Origin of the sequence: Rothia sp. HMSC071C12 (assembly GCF_001813895.1) — a bacterium.
GTDB classification, from domain to species: domain Bacteria; phylum Actinomycetota; class Actinomycetes; order Actinomycetales; family Micrococcaceae; genus Rothia; species Rothia mucilaginosa.
In genome coordinates this window covers 109,741-126,556 of the sequence record NZ_KV814375.1, presented here as the reverse complement: position 1 = coordinate 126,556, position 16,816 = coordinate 109,741, and the positions used below count along the sequence as shown (strand labels likewise).

Here is a 16,816-nt window from a genome sequence, read left to right as displayed (position 1 = left end):
CGAACGCCCCTAAAGCCGCCCCTCCTGAACCTCCTCAACTTGCTGGCACTTCCGGATACCAGGGCGTGCAGCAAAGGCCCCGAACCCTTGGTAATTCAAGGATTCGGGGCCCCTAGCCTAATATACGCTCGCCTATACACGCTCACGCCGCCTGAAAACAGCGAGTCAGCAGTGCAGACAAGCAACTTTGCGGTTACTTCACGCCGCGCATCATCTTCTGAACCGGCTTGTGCACCAGGAACAGCAGAATACCGGTCGCGATGGTGATAATACCCATCCAGGTGAAGTAGGGAACCTCAGTCTCCATGCTGTAGAACGGAGCCAGCCAACCGGACAGCACGGTGCCCATTGCCACGGAGGTGAAGTACAGCGCCATCATGTTCACGCGGTGCGCCTTCGGTGCGAGCTTGGTCGCCAGCGAAATACCCACCGGCGAAATAATCAGCTCAGCGATGGTGCAGACGAACAGAATCAGCACGATCCAGCCGACGTTCACGCTCTGAACGCCTGCTTGAGCGAGGAAGATCCAGAACGCCAGGCCGATGATAATCAGCGCTGCGGAGAACTTCAGGGTGGTGACCGGCTGGCGGTCACCCCACTTGGTCCACAGGGCGGAGAACATCATGCCGAAGACGATGATGAAGATCGGGTTGATGGAGTTGACCAGGTTCGGGCTCAGCTCCATGCCCAGGATGTTCCAGTTGAGGCGCTCATCCGAGTACACCGCCATGACGGTGAACTGCTGCTGGTACAGTGCCCAGAACACGGCGTTTGCAATCCACAGGGGGATGAACGCGGTGACGCGGGAACGCTCATCGGAGGTTACGTCCTTGGCGCTCAGCAGCTGAGCGAACAGGGCGATAGCGCCGATGAAGATGAAGCCCATGACCCAGTTCTTGAGGTTGTCTGCGGTCATCAGACCGGTCGCCAGCAGGATGCCGAGAACGACGACGATACCGACCAGTGCCAGGAAGAAGTTACGCTTCTGGGCGCCGGTGAAGGGGGTACCCACGTGGTGCACAGAGGCGGGCAGGTTCTTGCGGGTCAGCGAGTACTGAATCAGGCCGGCAGCCATACCGATTGCGGCAAGGCCGAAGCCGAGGTGGAAGCCGCCGGTCTGCCAGCCCCAACCGGTCAGGATCGGGCCGAGCAGTGCACCGGTGTTCACACCGATGTAGAAGATGGTGAAGCCTGCGTCGCGGCGGGAGTCGTTGTCACTGTAGAGCGAACCGACCAGCACGGATGCGTTACTCTTCAGACCGCCGGAGCCGATAGCGACCAGCAGCAGACCAATCACCACGCCGGGGACGCCGGGGATGAGGGAGAGGGAGACGTGACCCGCCATGATGCCTATGGCGGAGTAGAATAGGGTACGCTCGGGGCCGAGGATGCGGTCACCGAGGATACCGCCGAGGATTGCCATGAGGTACACGACTGCACCGTACGCGCCGATAACGCCGGTGGCGAGGTCCTTGTCGAGGCCCAGGCCGCCCTTGTCGGCGGTGTAGTACAGGTAGTAGATCATGATGCCCTGCATGCCGTAGAAGGAGAAGCGCTCCCACATTTCTACGGTGAACAGGTTCGCGAGCATGCTCGGGTGGCCGAAGAAGGTCTTGGTGTCCTTGGGTTCGGCACCTGTGATGGTGTTGGACATGGTGGTAATTCTTTTCTGTGCAAGCCCGGGGTTCTGTGTGACCCGGGCAATATGTGTATAAGTGTATACCCTTGCCCATGCATATGTATACATGGCACGCACCTATATTTCACAGAATAAACTCTTATTCAGTGCATGAAAAACCATTTCGATTTTTTCGTATGCACTGCTTCCGAATCTCGCAAACCCCCAAATACCGGGCTAGATGCGCCACGCACCCCCAAAGCGCTAGAGTGGAACCATAACTATGCCCACCCGGCACCCCGCCGTGCCGACCGGCTCATTTTTAACCATTTCAAAGGAGAACCCCATGACCGCTGTACCCCAGGTTGACCCCCGCGACGTTCCCGCAGGCGCAACTATCATCGACGTGCGTGAAGACTACGAGTGGGAGGGCGGCCACGCCACCGGCGCCAAGCACATCACCCTCGGCACCATCGCTGAGCGTCTGGAAGAACTGCCCGCACCCGGCGAAGACTTCTACGTCATCTGCCACGGTGGCGGCCGTTCGAACCGCGCGGCAACCTTCCTGCGCGAACACGGCTACGCCGCACACAACATTGCGGGCGGCACCAGCGCATGGTTCGCTGCCGGCCTGCCGATGACCAGCGAAAACGGCGAAGCACCCGCAGTTGTTCACTAAACCGCCAGTTCGCCTGCACGCCATACAATGGAGTCCGTGACTGAAACTTCCGCGGACCGTATTTTTTCTACCTCGAACGCTCCCGCTTCTGCGTCCCCTCATGCCCTGCCGAGTATTCTGCAGGGCATCCAGTGGGATGCGCAGACGCGGGAGCTTGTCGTGCGCCCGCTTCCTTTCGCGGTGAACTGCGAGGAGGCGTACCCGCTGCTGACCGGTGGTGCCGAGTATTCCTTCTGGCTGGATTCGGCGCGTGAGGAGTCGCCCATGTCGGTCGCCTCGTATGTGGGTGTGGTTCCGGCGCAGCTGTCGCCTTTGCGCGTGGATTCGGCGCGTGCGGCGGCTGAGTCTGGCGGGGAAGACCCCTTCGCCCAGCTGGAGGCGGCGCTCGCCTGCGCACCGCGCGTGCACCCGGATACCGCGGCGGCAACCGGTCTGCCTGTGGGTTTGCGTGGCGGTTACGTGGGCTATTTCGGCTATGAGGCGCGTGCCGCCATGGGCATGGAGCACGGCCACCCGGTGCCGGGCTACCTGCCGGCGCATGAGGCGCCGACCCCGGATTCTCTGTGGTTGCCGGCGGTCCGCTACCTGGTGCATGAGCATACCCGCCCGGGTGCTGCGGCGCGTAGCTGGCTGGTGGGGGATGAGCCGTGGTGTGAGGCGGCGGAGCGGCTGCTGAGCACGGTGCTGGCTCCGGCGCTGAGCGCTGCGGGGGAGTGCGCCTCCGAAAATACCCCCGTAAATGCCCCTGAGCTTACCGAGCCTCTGCTCTTTCCTGCACCCGCCGCGGAAGCCTACATGGACGCTGTTCGCGCTAGTCAGCACGAAATCTACGAGGGTAACAGCTACGAGGTGTGCCTGACCGCGCAGACGGTCGCGCGCATCCAGAATCCGAGCCCGGAGCTTTTCTTTGAGCTGTACCGCCGCCAGCGCGCCCACAATGCGGCACCCTATGCGGCGTATCTGCGGTGCGGCGATTTTTCGGTGCTCTCTTCCTCGCCGGAGCGTTTTTTGAGTGTGGATGAGCAGCGTAATGCCCAGACAAAGCCGATTAAGGGCACGGTACCGCGTGGCGCCACCCCGGAAGAAGATGAGGCTGCCGCAGCCTGGTTGCGTACCGATGAGAAGACCCGCGCCGAGAACCTCATGATCGTGGATCTGTTGCGTAATGACCTGTCCACGGTGTCTGACCCGGCGTCCGTGCGCGTGCCGGTGCTCATGGGTGTGGAGAGCTACTCGACGGTGCATCAGCTGGTGTCTACGGTCAGTTCGCGTCTGCGTGAGGGCGTGAGCGCGGTGGCTGCCGCGCGGGCGTGCTTCCCGGGTGGTTCGATGACGGGTGCGCCGAAGCCTTCGACCATGCAGATTATTGAGGGCCTGGAGGGTCGCGCTCGCGGCGTGTATTCGGGTGCTTTGGGTTTTGTGTCGGCGGATGGTTCGGCGAACCTGTCGATTGTGATTCGCACGCTCGTGGCGCACGATGAGGGCACGGTGACTCTTGCCGCCGGTGGCGCTATCGTGGCTGATTCCGACCCGACCGCCGAGTATGAGGAGATGCTGACGAAGTTGCGTGCTGCGTTGCCGCCGTCGGTGGGTCGCGTGGTGGAATAGCCTAGGGCTGGAATAGTGCAGGGAATAGCCTGCGCCGCCTGTACGTGAGCCGCTACACTTGAACTATGACTAAGCTTTCTGAAAATCTCCCCATTGAAGAAGCCCGTGAACGCCTGCGCCAGCTGATTTCTGAGCTGGCTGTGGTGCGCGGGCACGTGGTCCTCGCCTCCGGCAAGGAAGCCGACTACTACGTTGACCTGCGCCGCATCACCCTGCACCACGAGGCTTCTCGCCTGGTTGGTCAGGTCATGCTGGACCTGCTGGATAAGAACGGCATCGAGTTTGAGGCTGCTGGCGGCCTGACCATGGGCGCTGACCCGGTGGGTACCGCGATTATGCGTGCCGCTGGTGATCAGGACCGTGCGATTGACGCGTTTGTGGTGCGTAAGGCTCAGAAGTCTTACGGCATGGGCCGTCAGGTGGAGGGCCCGAGCGTTGAGGGTCGCCGCGTGGTTGCTGTTGAGGACACTTCCACTACCGGTGGTTCTGCGCTGACTGCTGTTGAGGCGCTGCGTAAGGCTGGCGCTGAGGTTGTGGCGGTTGCTGTGATTGTTGACCGTGCGACCGGCGCTAAGGAGCATGTGGAAGAGGTTGCGGGCGTTCCGTGCCTGTACGCGTACTCGAAGGATGAGCTGGGCCTGGACTAGTCTCTACTAGCTTGGACTAGGACCTCGTGAATTTTTAAGACGTTCCGCTGCGGCGGGTGAACCCGTGCCGCTGGCTACTGTGTGTGGCTGGTGGTGCGGGTTTTTGTCTGTAAGATGGCTCTGTGGGCGCCGGAGTGGCGCTGGTTGTTGGCGTGAAGGTGGTTGTGATGGTTGAGAATCGTGAGGCGGCTGAGGCTGTACCTGCTGAGGCTGTACCTGCTGAGGCTGTGCCTGCTGAGGCGGCTGTAGCTGAGGCTGTTGAGGGTACTGAGCAGGGTACTGCCCGTTTTGAGGTGGGTGTGGGCCCGTGGGAGGGTCCGTGGCCTGAGGGCGACCATTGGGATGAGGAGCTGCTGCGTGAGGGCGACCGCCGTAACGTGGTGGATAAGTACCGTTACTGGTCGATGGACGCGATTATTGCTGACCTGGATACGCGCCGCCATGATTTTCATGTGGCGATTGAGAATTGGCAGCATGATTTGAATATTGGCACGGTGGTGCGTACTGCGAATGCGATGTTGGCGAAGGAGGTCCATATTATTGGGCGTCGCCGTTGGAATCGTCGTGGTGCGATGGTGACGGATCGTTATCAGCATGTGCGTCATCATCCGACGATTGAGGATTTTGTGGCGTGGGCGCAGGCTGAGGGTCTGGAAATTATTGGTATTGATATTTTTCCGGATTCGGTGCCCCTGGAGACGTATGATCTGCCGAAGAGGTGTGTGCTGGTTTTTGGTCAGGAGGGCCCGGGTTTGTCGGAGGAGTTGCATGCGGCGGCTAGGGATACTCTGTCGATTGAGCAGTTTGGGTCAACGCGTTCGATGAATGCGGCGACGGCTGCGGGTATTGCGATGCATGCGTGGGTTCGCCGCCATGTGTTTGGCCAGATTCCGTCGTAGCCTGGCGGCTGTTTGGTGTTTAAAGGTTCCGATGCGTTGTGTGCGCGTCGGAACCTTTTTTGTTGGGGGTTTTTATTGGGGGTTTGGGTGATTTTTTTGTTAGAGTGGGGTGTTGAGTTTTTCACATGAATGTGGGTACCCACGGGGTTTGATGCGTTGTTTGTGGTGGGGGTTGTGTGATGTTATCTGGATTTTTTGTCTTGTAAATGTAGTAAATAATATTTAAATATATCTAAATCGGGTAAATCACATATTATCACATAAGTGATTTAGGTCACTAAATAAATAGTCTAGGTGTGCTAGTGTTAATTCAAGTCACAGGGAATATGAGAATCGCACTCTCAAATTCGGTTTGGGACATGCGATGGATTTCCTGACTTCGGCTCGCTAATGATTGCGGGTTGTGGATATGAATGACCACGGCGTCATTCTTTTGAAAGGAGATTCTGATGAGGATCTTTAATAAGTCTCTTGCTGTTGCGGCCTGTGTGGCTGCGGTGACTTTCGGTGCGGTAGCACCTCCGGCACATGCGGGTGTTACTTTCTATTCGGATGCCAATTTCCTTGGGTCCCGTATGTACACCTGGGATAACCCTCATCTGGGTTGGATGAATGACCGTGCATCTTCATTGCATTCTGATGGGTGCCGGTGGCGCTATTACGAAGACAGCCACTATAGGGGTCGCAGGTTTGATTCTTCTTCCGACCTCAACTATCTGCGGGGTCTAAGCCATGAGGGTCTCCATTGGGGCGAGACTTGGGATGACCGGATTAGCTCAGTTAGGTATGTGTATTGCTAGGTGAATGGTGGTAGAGGGACAGGATGCTTTCCTGCTTTAAGTTTTTCTTCCACTCTGAAAGGAGGGTGTGCTCTTGCATAAAAGTAGTGCATTCACAATCACTGCCCTAGCAGGCGCGCTTTTGCTGTCTTCATGCGCTCAGGGAGGTGCCTCAAATTCTGAGTATAAAGCCAAGCTCGATTACGCGAATAATTTGATTACTCTTCCCCTGGATGAGTATGACTATGACGATGCGTCAAGGGCTGTAATTAATGAGGCGGTCGCCCGTATCATGCAAGTATGTTATGTAGCTAAGGGATACTCTGATGCTGTCCCTGTGTTCTCTGATGATCAGCACAGTAATATATATGGTGCCTGGAATGTTGAATATGCCAAGAAGTATGGATATTTCAATGAAGAAAAGTCTCGAGAGCGCACGCAGGCGGCAGAGAAAATACCGGCAGAGATTAGGAAGGAATGTCGCAAGGAAAGTGCCAATCAGTTGAAAGAAATTGAATACGAGAATGACAATGACTCTTTCGCTTACCGGCTTAGACAGGAAGCCTATGCGAGTGCGAAAAGTGATCCGGAATGGAATAAAGTTCGCTCTGAATGGTGGAGCTGCCTAGAGAGCAATGGGTTAACACCACGCAAGGATGACCAGGCGTGGGGTAGTCAAGAGACGTCCAATATTGACGTAAGTTCTAAGAGTGAGGAGGAAAAAACTCAAGAAGTGATTCGCCTCGCAACTATCGAAGCGGAATGTAATCAGAAGGTTGGTATGGCTCAGCGTCTGGGTGATATTGAGGCATCCTACCAGGGGCCTCTCATTGAGAAGAACCAGGCGAAGCTTAACCAGTTGAAAGAAGAGAAAGAAAAGCATGTGGCGAGGGCGCGTGAAATTATCGCCACTAGTCAATAACACATTCTGTTTGAACTGAATAGTACAACTAATAATTGTGATGGAGGAGCCCAGTGTTTGTGGGCTCCTCCTGACTTTCCTGGTTGAAAGGAATCGGTAACAATGAAGGAATTTGCTGCTCTGTTCGCCTGCTTTGCTCTTAAAGAGTGCTACGCGAAAAAAGGATGCGATTTTGAAATCCTAGAAAATGGCTGGGTTTCTGGTGATGCCTCCGGTATGGCTCCTGGAATGTGAAGCATGTGTGCGCGTCGGAACCTTTTTTATTGGGGTTTTTATTGGGGTATTGGGTGATTCTTTGTTTGGGTGGGGTGTTGAGTTTTTCACATGAATGTGGGTACCCACGGGGTTTGATGCGTTGTTTGTGGTGGGGGTTGTGTGATGTTATCTGGATTTTTTGTCTTGTAAATGTAGTAAATAATATTTAAATATATCTAAAGCGGGTAAATCCCATATTATCATATAAGTGATTTAAATCACTAAATAAATTGCCTAGGTGTGTTAGTATTAATTCAAGTCACAGGGAATACGAGAGTCGCACTCTCAATTTCGGTTTGGGGCATGCGATGGATTTCCTGACTTCGGCTCGCCAATGGTTGCGGGTTGTGGATATGAATGACCGCGGCGTCATTCTTTTGAAAGGAGATTCTGATGAGGATCTTTAATAAGTCTCTTGCTGTTGCGGCCTGTGTGGCTGCGGTGACTTTCGGTGCGGTAGCACCTCCGGCACATGCGGGTGTTACTTTCTATTCGGATGCCAATTTCCTTGGGCCCCGTATGGAAACTGAGGGGACGACCCATTTGGATTGGATGAGTGACCGTGCATCTTCATTGCATTCTGGTGGGTGTCGGTGGCACTATTACGAAGACATTAATCACAGGGGTCGAAATTTTGAATCTTCTTCCGACCTCAACTATCTTCGCGGTCTAAGCCATGCGGGTCTCCATTGGGGCGAGACTTGGGATGATCGTATTAGTTCTGTTTACAAGGTAAACTGCCGCTGGTAATTGTGATGGAGGAGCCCAATGTTTGTGGGCTCCTCCTGACTTTCTTGATTGAAAGGAGTTGGTAACAATGAAGAAATCTTCTGCCCTACTCGCCTGCTTTGCTTTAGCTTTAAGTTCCTGTGCCGCTGCGCCTAAGGATACTAGCCTCAAAGCCCAGCTGGATTTTGAAAATAACTATATTACTCTTCCCCTCGACGAATACGATATGAGTGACCAGGCCGAAGATATAACATATAGGGCGTATTTGTTGATTCTTAAAGAGTGCTATGCGAAAAAAGGATACGATTTTGAAATTCTAGAAAACGGCTTGGTTTCTGGCAACGCCTCCCAGTACGGCTCCTGGAACGTGAAGCATGCGGCGAATCATTTTACGTCCATCCAAGTCAGAGATGAGCAGGAAAGGATTTATAAGAGCATCCCTGAAGACGTCAGGGCCAGCTGCCGCGAAGAGCATCGGGAAGAACTGGATATGCTCTATTTTGATGAGGATGATGAGAAAAAGTACCGCCCCGTCGAGCGTATCCGTAGTGAAGCGTACATGCGTGCGCAGGCTGACCCTGAATGGAAGAAAGCCCGCTCAGATTGGTGGGACTGTCAGCGTCAGGAAGGGTTGACGCCTCGCACCGGGGACGGTGAATGGACGAGCAAAGAAACGGCCAGTCTGAATGCTGATGATCCCAAAGTGTTGGAGGAGGTTATCCGCCTGGCAACCATTGAAGCTCAATGTAGCGAGAAGGTGAGGTTGGCCCAGCGTCTGGGTGATCTTGAGGCGTCTTATCAGGGGCCTTTGATTGAGAAGAATCAGGCGCTGCTGAATGAATTGAAGGCTGAACGTGATGCGAAGATAGCGAAGGCGCGCGAAATTATTGCCACCCACCAGTAGATATCAGCAACAAGCAGATAGCATCCCTTGGGATAATTGGGGTAACTCCGTTTGAATGCTACAACGAGGTATGGAGGAGGAAAGCCTATGCGTAAGGCTCTCTCTGCGGTAACAGTATTCTGCCTGCTGGGGGCGTGCGTATCCTGCTCCAACAGTGCCGAGCGGGACACCTCACGAAAAGCTGTTCTCGATTATTCAAAGAACTACATACACCTTCCACTGGACGAGTATGCCTTCGATGAACTAACAATCCGTACGGTGAGCACGGCGTGGCACACGCTCATGTCCGAATGCTACGCGCACCACGGGCAGTCCTACGCTGTGCCCTCAATAGACACCCCGCAACCCGGGGGGCTATACGGCAACTGGAACGTCGAGTACGCCAAAAAGTACGGGTACTCCCAGAAGGAATCCCGAGGCCCAGACGATTCAGCATCAGACGACATCAACGCCCGGTGCCAAGAAGAGGTGAAAACCGCATTCTCTGACGTCGAACTGGACGAAAAAGAATACCGGTTTGTAGGAGAGCTAAACTCACAGGCATACACCTACGCCTCCCAAACCGATGAGTGGAAAAATATTCGCTCAGAATGGTGGACCTGCCTGCGTGAACGCAGACTAACCCCCAGGGAAGGAGAGAGCGACTGGATGTCCGAAGAAAGCGCACATCTCATGACCTCCTCCCAAGGCAACGAAGAAGCTAAGCCGGAGGAAATCCGCCTCGCAACCATCGAAGCGGAATGTAACCAGAAGGTGGGTATGGCTCAGCGTCTGGGTGATATTGAAGCGTCCTATCAGGGGCCTTTGATTGAGAAGAACCAGGCGAAGCTCAACCAGCTGAAAGAGGAGAAAGAAAAGCGTGTAGCGAAGGCGCGTGAAATCATCGCCACCCACCAGTAGCCACACCCGCTGAAGGGTAGAACGGGTGAACCAGCCGCAGAATGCTCACAAGTTGCCCATAAGAAAATCCGCGCACAAGAATCCGTGCATACGAAAATTTCATAAGAAGGAGCCGGGGAGTGTCACCACTCCCCGGCCCTCACTTTATTCACTCTCAACCTCGCAGCCTCCGCTGGCGCACCTTACAGGCCCACCAGCTCAAGGCTACTCAGCGTCAGGTTACTTAGCCCTTTAGCCCACCGGAACGTTAACGTTCACCAGCGAGTACAGATCCTTCGGATCATCCGGGCTAGCAACCAGGTCAATGAACTGCTGCAGGTCGGTGTCCTGCGTAGCCGCACGGGCATAACGCAGACCCGAGAAGTCAGCAATCGCGAAGCCCACCGAATCAAACAGGGTAATCTGCTCATCCGACACGCGGCCCGGCTCCTCACCGGTCAGAACCTTCCAGAACTCCACCACCGGGAAGTCCGGGTCCTTCTGCTGAATCTCGCCCTCAATGCGGGTCTGCGGCGGGAACTCAACAAACACAGTGGAGCGGTCCAGAATTTCGCTTTCCAGCTCAGTCTTGCCGGGGCAGTCGCCACCAATAGCGTTCAGGTGCACGCCGGGCTTTACCTGGCGGTCCAGCAGAACCTTCGCCTGCTGCTTATCGGCGGTGCAGGTGGTAATAATGTCGGCACCCTCAACAGCCTCATCCACGTCCTTAGCCAGGTGGATGCGGAAGCCCAGCGGCTCCAGGTTACGGCGGAACTTCTCCATCGCGTGCGGGTCAACGTCGTAGACGGACAGGTCCTCAATGCCGAGCACAGCGCGCATACCCAGCGCCTGGAACTCAGACTGCGAGCCGGTACCAATCATTGCCATCTTCTTCGAATCCTTGCGTGCCAGGTGCTTAGCAACCATGGCGGACACGCCAGCGGTACGCAGCGCGGTCAGCAGGGTCATCTCAGCCAGGAACACCGGGTAGCCGTTGTCCACGTCAGCGAGCAGACCGAACGCGGTCACAGTCTGGAAACCGCGTGCCGGGTTCGACGGGTGGCCGTTCACGTACTTGAAGGAGTAGGTGATGTTGTCGGAGGTGGGCATCAGCTCAATCACACCGAAGGGGGTGTGGGAGGCGACGCGCGGGATCTTGTCGAAGCTCTGCCACTTCTTGAAGTCTTCTTCGAGGAAGTCGACCATGCCGGCAATGATGTTGCCTACGCCGTCCTTCTGAATCCACTTCGCCATCGAGGCGACGTCAACAAATTCCACCGCGTGTGCGCTAGGACGTTCAGTCATGATTTTCTCCTTTGAATATCTGCACAAAACTTCTTTGTGCATCTGGTGGTCACTGCGGATATCTATTATCTCAAAATATATTGCAGGACACACCGTATTAGAAATGCTGTAGATATGTACTTTGCTTTATGTATTACACGGATGTAATACGGAACGAACACGAAAAGACGTACAGGGAGGGGGTTCTAGAACTCCTGGAACCTACGGGCTAGGGTCTAAAACCCCCTCATCGCCTTCACCGGGATTTCACTGGGATATCACGGGATCGGAGGCTGCCGTCGGGTTAGTTGCCCATCGGCTTGTCCTCGTCCTCAGCGTCCAGTTCACCCAGGTCAATGTGGGTGCGAGGCTCCGAAACGAGTTTCTTCACCACGGGGCGGGCAGCAATCACAGGCACGGAACCGGTGTAGCCTTCACGGACGCGAGCAATCTCGTTGACGCGGTCACGAACCGTGTACCAGCCGATAATCAGCAGCGGGATAACCAGCAGTAGCGATGCCAGGGTGTAGGTGCCGACCGGGTAATCCAGTGCCATCAGCACCAGCACAACAGCGAGGAAGACCATCACAGCCCAGTCGCTGAAGCGACCGCCGGGTGCGCGGTAGTTGGGGCGCTTGTACTTGCCCTCGCCGACCAGCTTCAGGTACTTCTGGTGCGACATTGCGATAGCCGCCCAGCTAGCCATGGTGCCCACGGATGCGATGTTCAGCACGACCTCGAACGCCTGCTCGGGAACGAAGAAGTTCAGCACAACGCCGAAGAGGCCAATCACACCGGTCAGCAGAATACCTGCCACCGGAACGCCGGAGCGGGACACCTTGGTGGTGAACTTCGGTGCCGAACCTGCAACACCCATCGAGTGGAGGATACGGCCGGTGGAGTACAGGCCAGCGTTCAGCGAGGAAGCAGCCGCGGTAATAACGACCAGCTGCATAATCGGTGCGGTACCGTCAATGCCGATAGCGTCGAAGAAGGTCACGAACGGCGACTCTGCGTCCTTGTATGCGGTGTAGGGCATGAGCAGGCAGAGCAGAACCACGGAACCAACGTAGAAGATCGCAATACGCCAAATCACGGTGTTGATAGCGCGGGGGATAACCTTCTCAACGTTCTTGGTTTCACCACTGGTGGTGCCGACCAGCTCAATACCGGCGTAGGCGAACACAACGCCCTGAACCACGATAAGAGCGGGAAGAATACCGTTGGGGAAGAAGCCGTCATTGGCTGCAATAAGGCTCAGGCCGGGGGTGACGCCGTTGATGGGTTCACCGAAGACCAGGTACCAGATACCTACCGCCATGAAGGACAGCAGGGCAAGAATCTTAATGAGCGCGAACCAGAATTCCAGCTCACCGAAGAGCTTCACGGAGATGAGGTTCAGAGCCACAGTGACGATAACGACGATGAATGCGCTGAGCCACTGGGGAATATCTGCGAAGAACTGGTTGTATCGACCGAACCAGCTGATGTAGATAGCGATAGCGGTGGCGTCTGCAACGGCGGTCATTGCCCAGTTCAGCCAGTACAGCCATCCGGATACGAATGCGGCCTTTTCGCCGTAGAATTCGCGGGTGTAAGAGACGAAGGAGCCCGAGGAAGGGCGGTGAAGGATCAGCTCGCCGAGGGCTCGAAGAATCAGGTAGCCGAAGAAGCCGATGACGGCGTAGATAACGGCGAGCATGGGGCCTGCGTCCTGCAGGCGGCTACCGGTGCCCAGGAACAGGCCGGTACCAATTGCGGAACCGATGGCGATCATCTGGAGCTGACGTGCGCCAAGCCCCTTGTGGAAGCCTTCCTGTTCGTGTGCGAACGGGTCATCTGTGGGGGGCTTAGTGTACTGATCCGCTGCAGAAGTCTGCGGGTTCTTGTTCGGTGAGGTGCTCACGCTATACCTCCTTGGATAGTTACGTCTGAAGCACGTGTTACACGAAATGTGGTTGGGAACACGTCTGCGGGTTGTAATGACTATAGCACGGTAATTTAGGTAGTATAACTCGCATCACGTAACAATTTATATACATATAATGCATATCTTATAAATATATTTGGTTCATGTTGTATTGTGTGGTTTTCATTGTTTTGTGAAATAGATTAATTGAACCCTGAGTCCAAAAAATCAATTATCCCACCACCGCACAGCACAAGAGCACCCACAACGGGGTGCTCTCACAACCTATTCAAAACGGGGACTTAGCCCTCCATCAGGCGGTCAATCTTCGCCCGCAACGCGCGCTCACGACGATTCAACCACCACCAGCTCGGCCAACGCATCAACGACTTACGGCCCACCTGCACGACCGAGGGTAGCTTCGCCTCCGCAAGCGCCACATCAATCTCGTGGTCACTCGCGCCCTCATCACGCATTTTCTCCATCAACTCAAGGGATTTCGCCATATCGCCATGCCCCAAAACATGCCGACTCTTACGCTCCAGAACCTCATCCAACTGGGCGCGCACCGGGGCAATAGCCGCCGCATTCGGATGCTCACGCTCAGCACGACGCTGCGCCTGGCGGGCACGCTTCTCACGTTTCGCGTCGAGCTGTTTCGGATTATTTTTAGCGCTCGCCTTGCTCATGGGAGGTTCCTTTCGTCGCGTCTGGGTGATGTGTACGCTGGCCTGCACACACAGAAGACATCAAGTCATTAACACCTCTACTTTACCGCGGTAATTCGCGGAAATTTCGCTGCAGTAAACCCAAAAAAACCCACAAAAAATTAACGATAAATAAGTCGTATCTTGGTAAAATAGTGCGAGTAGGAGGCGTCTCGCGCGCCAACAAAATATGGTGAACCGGCCCAGCATCGGTAACCGGTCGCATCTATCCAAGGAGTCAGCATATGGCTATTGCAACCCCCGAAGTTTACGCAGAAATGCTGCAGACCGCGAAGGAAAAGGGCTTCGCGTACCCCGCAGTGAACGTGACCTCCTCCCAGACCCTGAACGCTGCAATCCGCGGCTTCGCAGAGGCTGGCTCGGACGGCATCATCCAGGCATCCACCGGTGGTGCAGCATACTGGTCCGGCGCTTCCAAGAAGGACATGGTCGTTGGCTCCCTGGCCTTCGCAGCATACGCACGCGAAGTTGCTAAGCAGTACGACGTGAACATTGCACTGCACACCGACCACTGCCCCAAGGACAAGCTGGAAGGCTTCGTCCTGCCCCTGCTGGCAGAGTCCGAGAAGGCTGTTGCTCGCGGTGAAGACCCCATCTTCAACTCCCACATGTGGGACGGCTCCGCAATCGACCTGGACGAGAACCTGAAGATCGCTGCTGAGCTGATCGAGCGTACCTCCAAGGCAAAGCTCGTTCTCGAGGTTGAGATTGGTGCCGTTGGTGGCGAGGAAGACGGCGTTGAAGGCGCTATCGACGACTCCCTGTACACCACCGTTGCAGACGCAATCAAGACCGTTGAGGCAATCGGCCTGGGCGAGAAGGGCACCTACATGGCTGCTCTGACCTTCGGTAACGTTCACGGCGTGTACAAGCCCGGTAATGTTCACCTGCGCCCCGAGCTGCTCAAGGAAATCCAGACCGAGGTCGGCGCTAAGTACGGCAAGGGCGACAAGCCCTTCTACCTGGTCTTCCACGGTGGCTCCGGCTCCACCGAGCAGGAGATTGCAGACGCAGTGTCCTACGGTGTTATCAAGATGAACATCGACACCGACACCCAGTACGCATTCACCCGCCCCGTTGCTGGCCACATGTTCAGCAACTACGACGGTGTGCTGAAGGTTGACGGCGAGGTCGGCAACAAGAAGACCTACGACCCCCGCGTTTGGGGTGCAGCTGCAGAGGCAGGCATGGCCGCACGCGTGGTCGAGGCTTGCCAGCAGCTCGGTTCCGTCGGTACCTCCATCAAGTAAGGTGCTGTTCGCCCGCCGCAGCTCCCGTAGGTGCTGCCGGGTGTGAACCTAAGCTTCGTTAAGCGAAAGCGGTGCCCGCTTCCTCATCACGAGGAGACGGGCACCGCTCTTTGCTATGTAGTTTAGAACCGGGTGAGCCAGGCGCTCGTTGCCGGCAGGGGTGGGTTTACTTGCCGCCGCAGCCGCAACCACCGCATCCGCAGCCGCCGGACTTCACAGCCACCGAACCGGAGGTGGGGATACCGTCGCCGGTGTCGCCACCCATGAGGTTCACGCGGTTACCAATCTCGGGGCCGCCGACCGGCTGAGGTGCCTTACCCGCCAGGGTCGCCGCGAAACCGGCGGGCTCCGCCAGAGGGCTCAGGTTCGGGATCATCGACGCCGCCGGGGAGCCGGAGGGGCCGCACGCAGCCGCTGCCGCGTTCGCCTTCGGCTGGGCGACCAGGTGGGCACGGGAGAAGCGCTTAATCTGCTCGGCGGTCGGGTACGCGAAGGACACCTTCACCTCACCGTTGACGAGCATGAGCGGCAGAACCTCAATGCCGTTCATCTCAATCTGCTCGGCGACCGGTGCGCACTCTTCAAATGCGGAAGGGTAGGAGTCGGTGGAGTACACCTCAATGTCCACGCCCGAATCCAGCGCCTCCTGCGCGGCACCCAGGAAGATGGAACGCTCCATATCCTGCGGATCCTCCGGGTTCTCGCCGGGGCCCGGAATAAATACTTCAAGAACGGTTTCAGCCGCTTCAGTCATCAGTTTCAGCCTTTTCTCTCTTATGGGCACCGGCTCGGGGGAGGGGTGCCAGTCCTTCACTAAGTGTACTCGCGACCTCAAGAGTGCAGAAGTGTGAGTTGAAGTTCCAGATTTGCGGAATATTTGCAGAATTCGAGTCGAATGACCCTCAGCTCGTGAGCTACGGGTTCAGGTGTTGTATTCTGAGTGCATATGCACCGGAGTGTGCGAACCCTGCAATTCAGGCAGACGCCGCCCGGTGTGAAACCAAGAAGGCAACGACGCCCGCATCCGACGCGGACGCATCAGCGCTACAAATACACGCTATTCATAGCGCCACACGACCAGAAGGAGCATATATGTTCGGTTTCGGCAAGAAGAAGAAGGAAGCTGCCGCACAGGAAGCATCGTCCGCAGACGTCTACGTCGCACCTGTTACCGGCGAGTACCTGCCGCTGAGCGAAGTCTCCGACCCCGTTTTCTCTCAGGGCGTTATGGGCGACGGCTACGCAGTGAACCCCACCGCAGGCACCATCGTCGCACCCGTTGCAGGCACCATCGCACTGATTCAGGACACCCTGCACGCATTCATGCTCCGCACCGAAAACGGCGGCGAGGTACTGGTTCACATCGGTATCGACACCGTTGAGCTCGGTGGCGAAGGCTTCACCAAGATTGCTAACGTAGGTGACAAGGTTGAGGCTGGCGCACCCATCATCGAGGTGGACTGGGCAGCTATCGAGGGCCGCATCCCCTCCAAGGAAACCATGGTGATGATCACCAACACCGCAAAGTTCAACATCTCCAAGGACTCTGAGGCACGCCGCCCCGTCGCAGCCGGTGACCGCGTCGCTCAGGCATCCAAGAAGTAAGCTGAACCAGCGAAAATAGCTCAGCTTCAACAGCGGTGAAAAACCTGCGAAAAATGTTTTAACGCAAAAGGTCGCGTCCTGTAGGCTCAATCGGGCTGTAGGCGCGGCCTTTTTCGTTACA

16 protein-coding genes are annotated in these 16,816 nt (G+C 56.2%); 11 read left to right on the top strand and 5 right to left on the bottom strand.

Annotated features, from left to right (window positions below; all coding sequences use genetic code 11):
• Window positions 1-193: 193 nt before the first annotated feature.
• The gene (locus tag HMPREF2942_RS07285; protein ID WP_049338608.1) at window positions 194-1,654 is read right to left on the bottom strand and encodes a peptide MFS transporter; all 1,461 of its coding nucleotides are present in this window, start codon (window positions 1,652-1,654) and stop codon (window positions 194-196) included.
• A gap of 310 nt (window positions 1,655-1,964) precedes the next feature.
• Between HMPREF2942_RS07285 and HMPREF2942_RS07280 the strand changes: the two genes are divergently transcribed.
• From HMPREF2942_RS07280 to HMPREF2942_RS07250, 9 genes are all read left to right on the top strand, one after another.
• Window positions 1,965-2,297: a rhodanese-like domain-containing protein gene (locus tag HMPREF2942_RS07280; protein ID WP_005504230.1), complete on the top strand. Its 333-nt coding sequence runs from the start codon at window positions 1,965-1,967 to the stop codon at window positions 2,295-2,297.
• A gap of 27 nt (window positions 2,298-2,324) precedes the next feature.
• Window positions 2,325-3,905, top strand: a complete 1,581-nt coding sequence (locus HMPREF2942_RS07275; RefSeq protein ID WP_049340128.1) for an anthranilate synthase component I family protein — start codon at window positions 2,325-2,327, stop codon at window positions 3,903-3,905.
• Between the two features lie 65 nt (window positions 3,906-3,970).
• Window positions 3,971-4,552 (top strand): orotate phosphoribosyltransferase, encoded by a 582-nt coding sequence (pyrE, locus tag HMPREF2942_RS07270; protein ID WP_005507935.1) that lies wholly within the window; start codon window positions 3,971-3,973, stop codon window positions 4,550-4,552.
• A 122-nt stretch (window positions 4,553-4,674) separates the two neighbouring features.
• A complete protein-coding gene (locus HMPREF2942_RS07265; RefSeq protein WP_239662183.1) occupies window positions 4,675-5,451 on the top strand; it encodes a TrmH family RNA methyltransferase in 777 nt (258 codons plus the stop codon).
• Between the two features lie 867 nt (window positions 5,452-6,318).
• Window positions 6,319-7,152, top strand: a complete 834-nt coding sequence (locus HMPREF2942_RS07260) for a hypothetical protein (protein WP_049338606.1) — start codon at window positions 6,319-6,321, stop codon at window positions 7,150-7,152.
• Window positions 7,153-7,254: 102 nt separating this feature from the next.
• A complete protein-coding gene (locus tag HMPREF2942_RS09590; protein ID WP_256370613.1) occupies window positions 7,255-7,386 on the top strand; it encodes a hypothetical protein in 132 nt (43 codons plus the stop codon).
• 414 nt (window positions 7,387-7,800) lie between these two features.
• Window positions 7,801-8,157, top strand: coding sequence for a peptidase inhibitor family I36 protein (locus HMPREF2942_RS09635; protein WP_141747363.1), 357 nt, complete (start codon window positions 7,801-7,803; stop codon window positions 8,155-8,157).
• A 67-nt stretch (window positions 8,158-8,224) separates the two neighbouring features.
• On the top strand, window positions 8,225-9,040 hold the full coding sequence (locus HMPREF2942_RS07255; RefSeq protein ID WP_049342002.1) for a hypothetical protein: 816 nt from the start codon (window positions 8,225-8,227) through the stop codon (window positions 9,038-9,040).
• An 87-nt stretch (window positions 9,041-9,127) separates the two neighbouring features.
• Window positions 9,128-9,940, top strand: a complete 813-nt coding sequence (locus tag HMPREF2942_RS07250) for a hypothetical protein (protein WP_049338604.1) — start codon at window positions 9,128-9,130, stop codon at window positions 9,938-9,940.
• Between the two features lie 231 nt (window positions 9,941-10,171).
• Here the strand turns inward: HMPREF2942_RS07250 and HMPREF2942_RS07245 are convergent, their stop codons facing one another.
• From HMPREF2942_RS07245 to HMPREF2942_RS07235, 3 genes are all read right to left on the bottom strand, one after another.
• Window positions 10,172-11,224 carry an ornithine cyclodeaminase gene (locus HMPREF2942_RS07245; RefSeq protein WP_005504242.1) on the bottom strand — a complete coding sequence of 351 codons (1,053 nt, stop codon included), beginning with the start codon at window positions 11,222-11,224 and terminating at the stop codon, window positions 10,172-10,174.
• A gap of 283 nt (window positions 11,225-11,507) precedes the next feature.
• Complete coding sequence (locus HMPREF2942_RS07240; RefSeq protein WP_049342001.1) at window positions 11,508-13,109, bottom strand: amino acid permease; 1,602 nt, start codon at window positions 13,107-13,109, stop codon at window positions 11,508-11,510.
• Between the two features lie 305 nt (window positions 13,110-13,414).
• A complete protein-coding gene (locus HMPREF2942_RS07235) occupies window positions 13,415-13,801 on the bottom strand; it encodes a hypothetical protein (protein WP_049342000.1) in 387 nt (128 codons plus the stop codon).
• Between the two features lie 263 nt (window positions 13,802-14,064).
• Between HMPREF2942_RS07235 and fbaA the strand changes: the two genes are divergently transcribed.
• Window positions 14,065-15,090 (top strand): class II fructose-bisphosphate aldolase, encoded by a 1,026-nt coding sequence (gene fbaA / locus HMPREF2942_RS07230; protein WP_012902702.1) that lies wholly within the window; start codon window positions 14,065-14,067, stop codon window positions 15,088-15,090.
• Between the two features lie 166 nt (window positions 15,091-15,256).
• Here the strand turns inward: fbaA and HMPREF2942_RS07225 are convergent, their stop codons facing one another.
• Entirely contained in the window at window positions 15,257-15,844 is a 588-nt protein-coding gene (locus tag HMPREF2942_RS07225) for an arsenic metallochaperone ArsD family protein (RefSeq protein ID WP_070688748.1), read from the bottom strand.
• Window positions 15,845-16,182: 338 nt separating this feature from the next.
• Here HMPREF2942_RS07225 and HMPREF2942_RS07220 point away from each other — a divergent pair, with 338 nt between their 5' ends.
• The gene (locus tag HMPREF2942_RS07220) at window positions 16,183-16,695 is read left to right on the top strand and encodes a PTS sugar transporter subunit IIA (RefSeq protein ID WP_049357482.1); all 513 of its coding nucleotides are present in this window, start codon (window positions 16,183-16,185) and stop codon (window positions 16,693-16,695) included.
• The last annotated feature ends 121 nt before the right edge of the window (window positions 16,696-16,816 follow it).

Bases quoted from the DNA above. Each gene is read 5' to 3' on its own strand.
- HMPREF2942_RS07275 (WP_049340128.1), top strand. From the start codon at position 2,325: ATGGAGTCCGTGACTGAAACTTCCGCGGACCGTATTTTTTCTACCTCG.
- fbaA (WP_012902702.1), top strand. From the start codon at position 14,065: ATGGCTATTGCAACCCCCGAAGTTTACGCAGAAATGCTGCAGACCGCG.
- HMPREF2942_RS09635 (WP_141747363.1), top strand. From the start codon at position 7,801: ATGAGGATCTTTAATAAGTCTCTTGCTGTTGCGGCCTGTGTGGCTGCG.
- HMPREF2942_RS07245 (WP_005504242.1), bottom strand. From the start codon at position 11,224: ATGACTGAACGTCCTAGCGCACACGCGGTGGAATTTGTTGACGTCGCC.
- HMPREF2942_RS07225 (WP_070688748.1), bottom strand. From the start codon at position 15,844: ATGACTGAAGCGGCTGAAACCGTTCTTGAAGTATTTATTCCGGGCCCC.
- HMPREF2942_RS07255 (WP_049342002.1), top strand. From the start codon at position 8,225: ATGAAGAAATCTTCTGCCCTACTCGCCTGCTTTGCTTTAGCTTTAAGT.
- HMPREF2942_RS07220 (WP_049357482.1), top strand. From the start codon at position 16,183: ATGTTCGGTTTCGGCAAGAAGAAGAAGGAAGCTGCCGCACAGGAAGCA.
- pyrE (WP_005507935.1), top strand. From the start codon at position 3,971: ATGACTAAGCTTTCTGAAAATCTCCCCATTGAAGAAGCCCGTGAACGC.
- HMPREF2942_RS07280 (WP_005504230.1), top strand. From the start codon at position 1,965: ATGACCGCTGTACCCCAGGTTGACCCCCGCGACGTTCCCGCAGGCGCA.
- HMPREF2942_RS07285 (WP_049338608.1), bottom strand. From the start codon at position 1,654: ATGTCCAACACCATCACAGGTGCCGAACCCAAGGACACCAAGACCTTC.
- HMPREF2942_RS07235 (WP_049342000.1), bottom strand. From the start codon at position 13,801: ATGAGCAAGGCGAGCGCTAAAAATAATCCGAAACAGCTCGACGCGAAA.
- HMPREF2942_RS09590 (WP_256370613.1), top strand. From the start codon at position 7,255: ATGAAGGAATTTGCTGCTCTGTTCGCCTGCTTTGCTCTTAAAGAGTGC.
- HMPREF2942_RS07250 (WP_049338604.1), top strand. From the start codon at position 9,128: ATGCGTAAGGCTCTCTCTGCGGTAACAGTATTCTGCCTGCTGGGGGCG.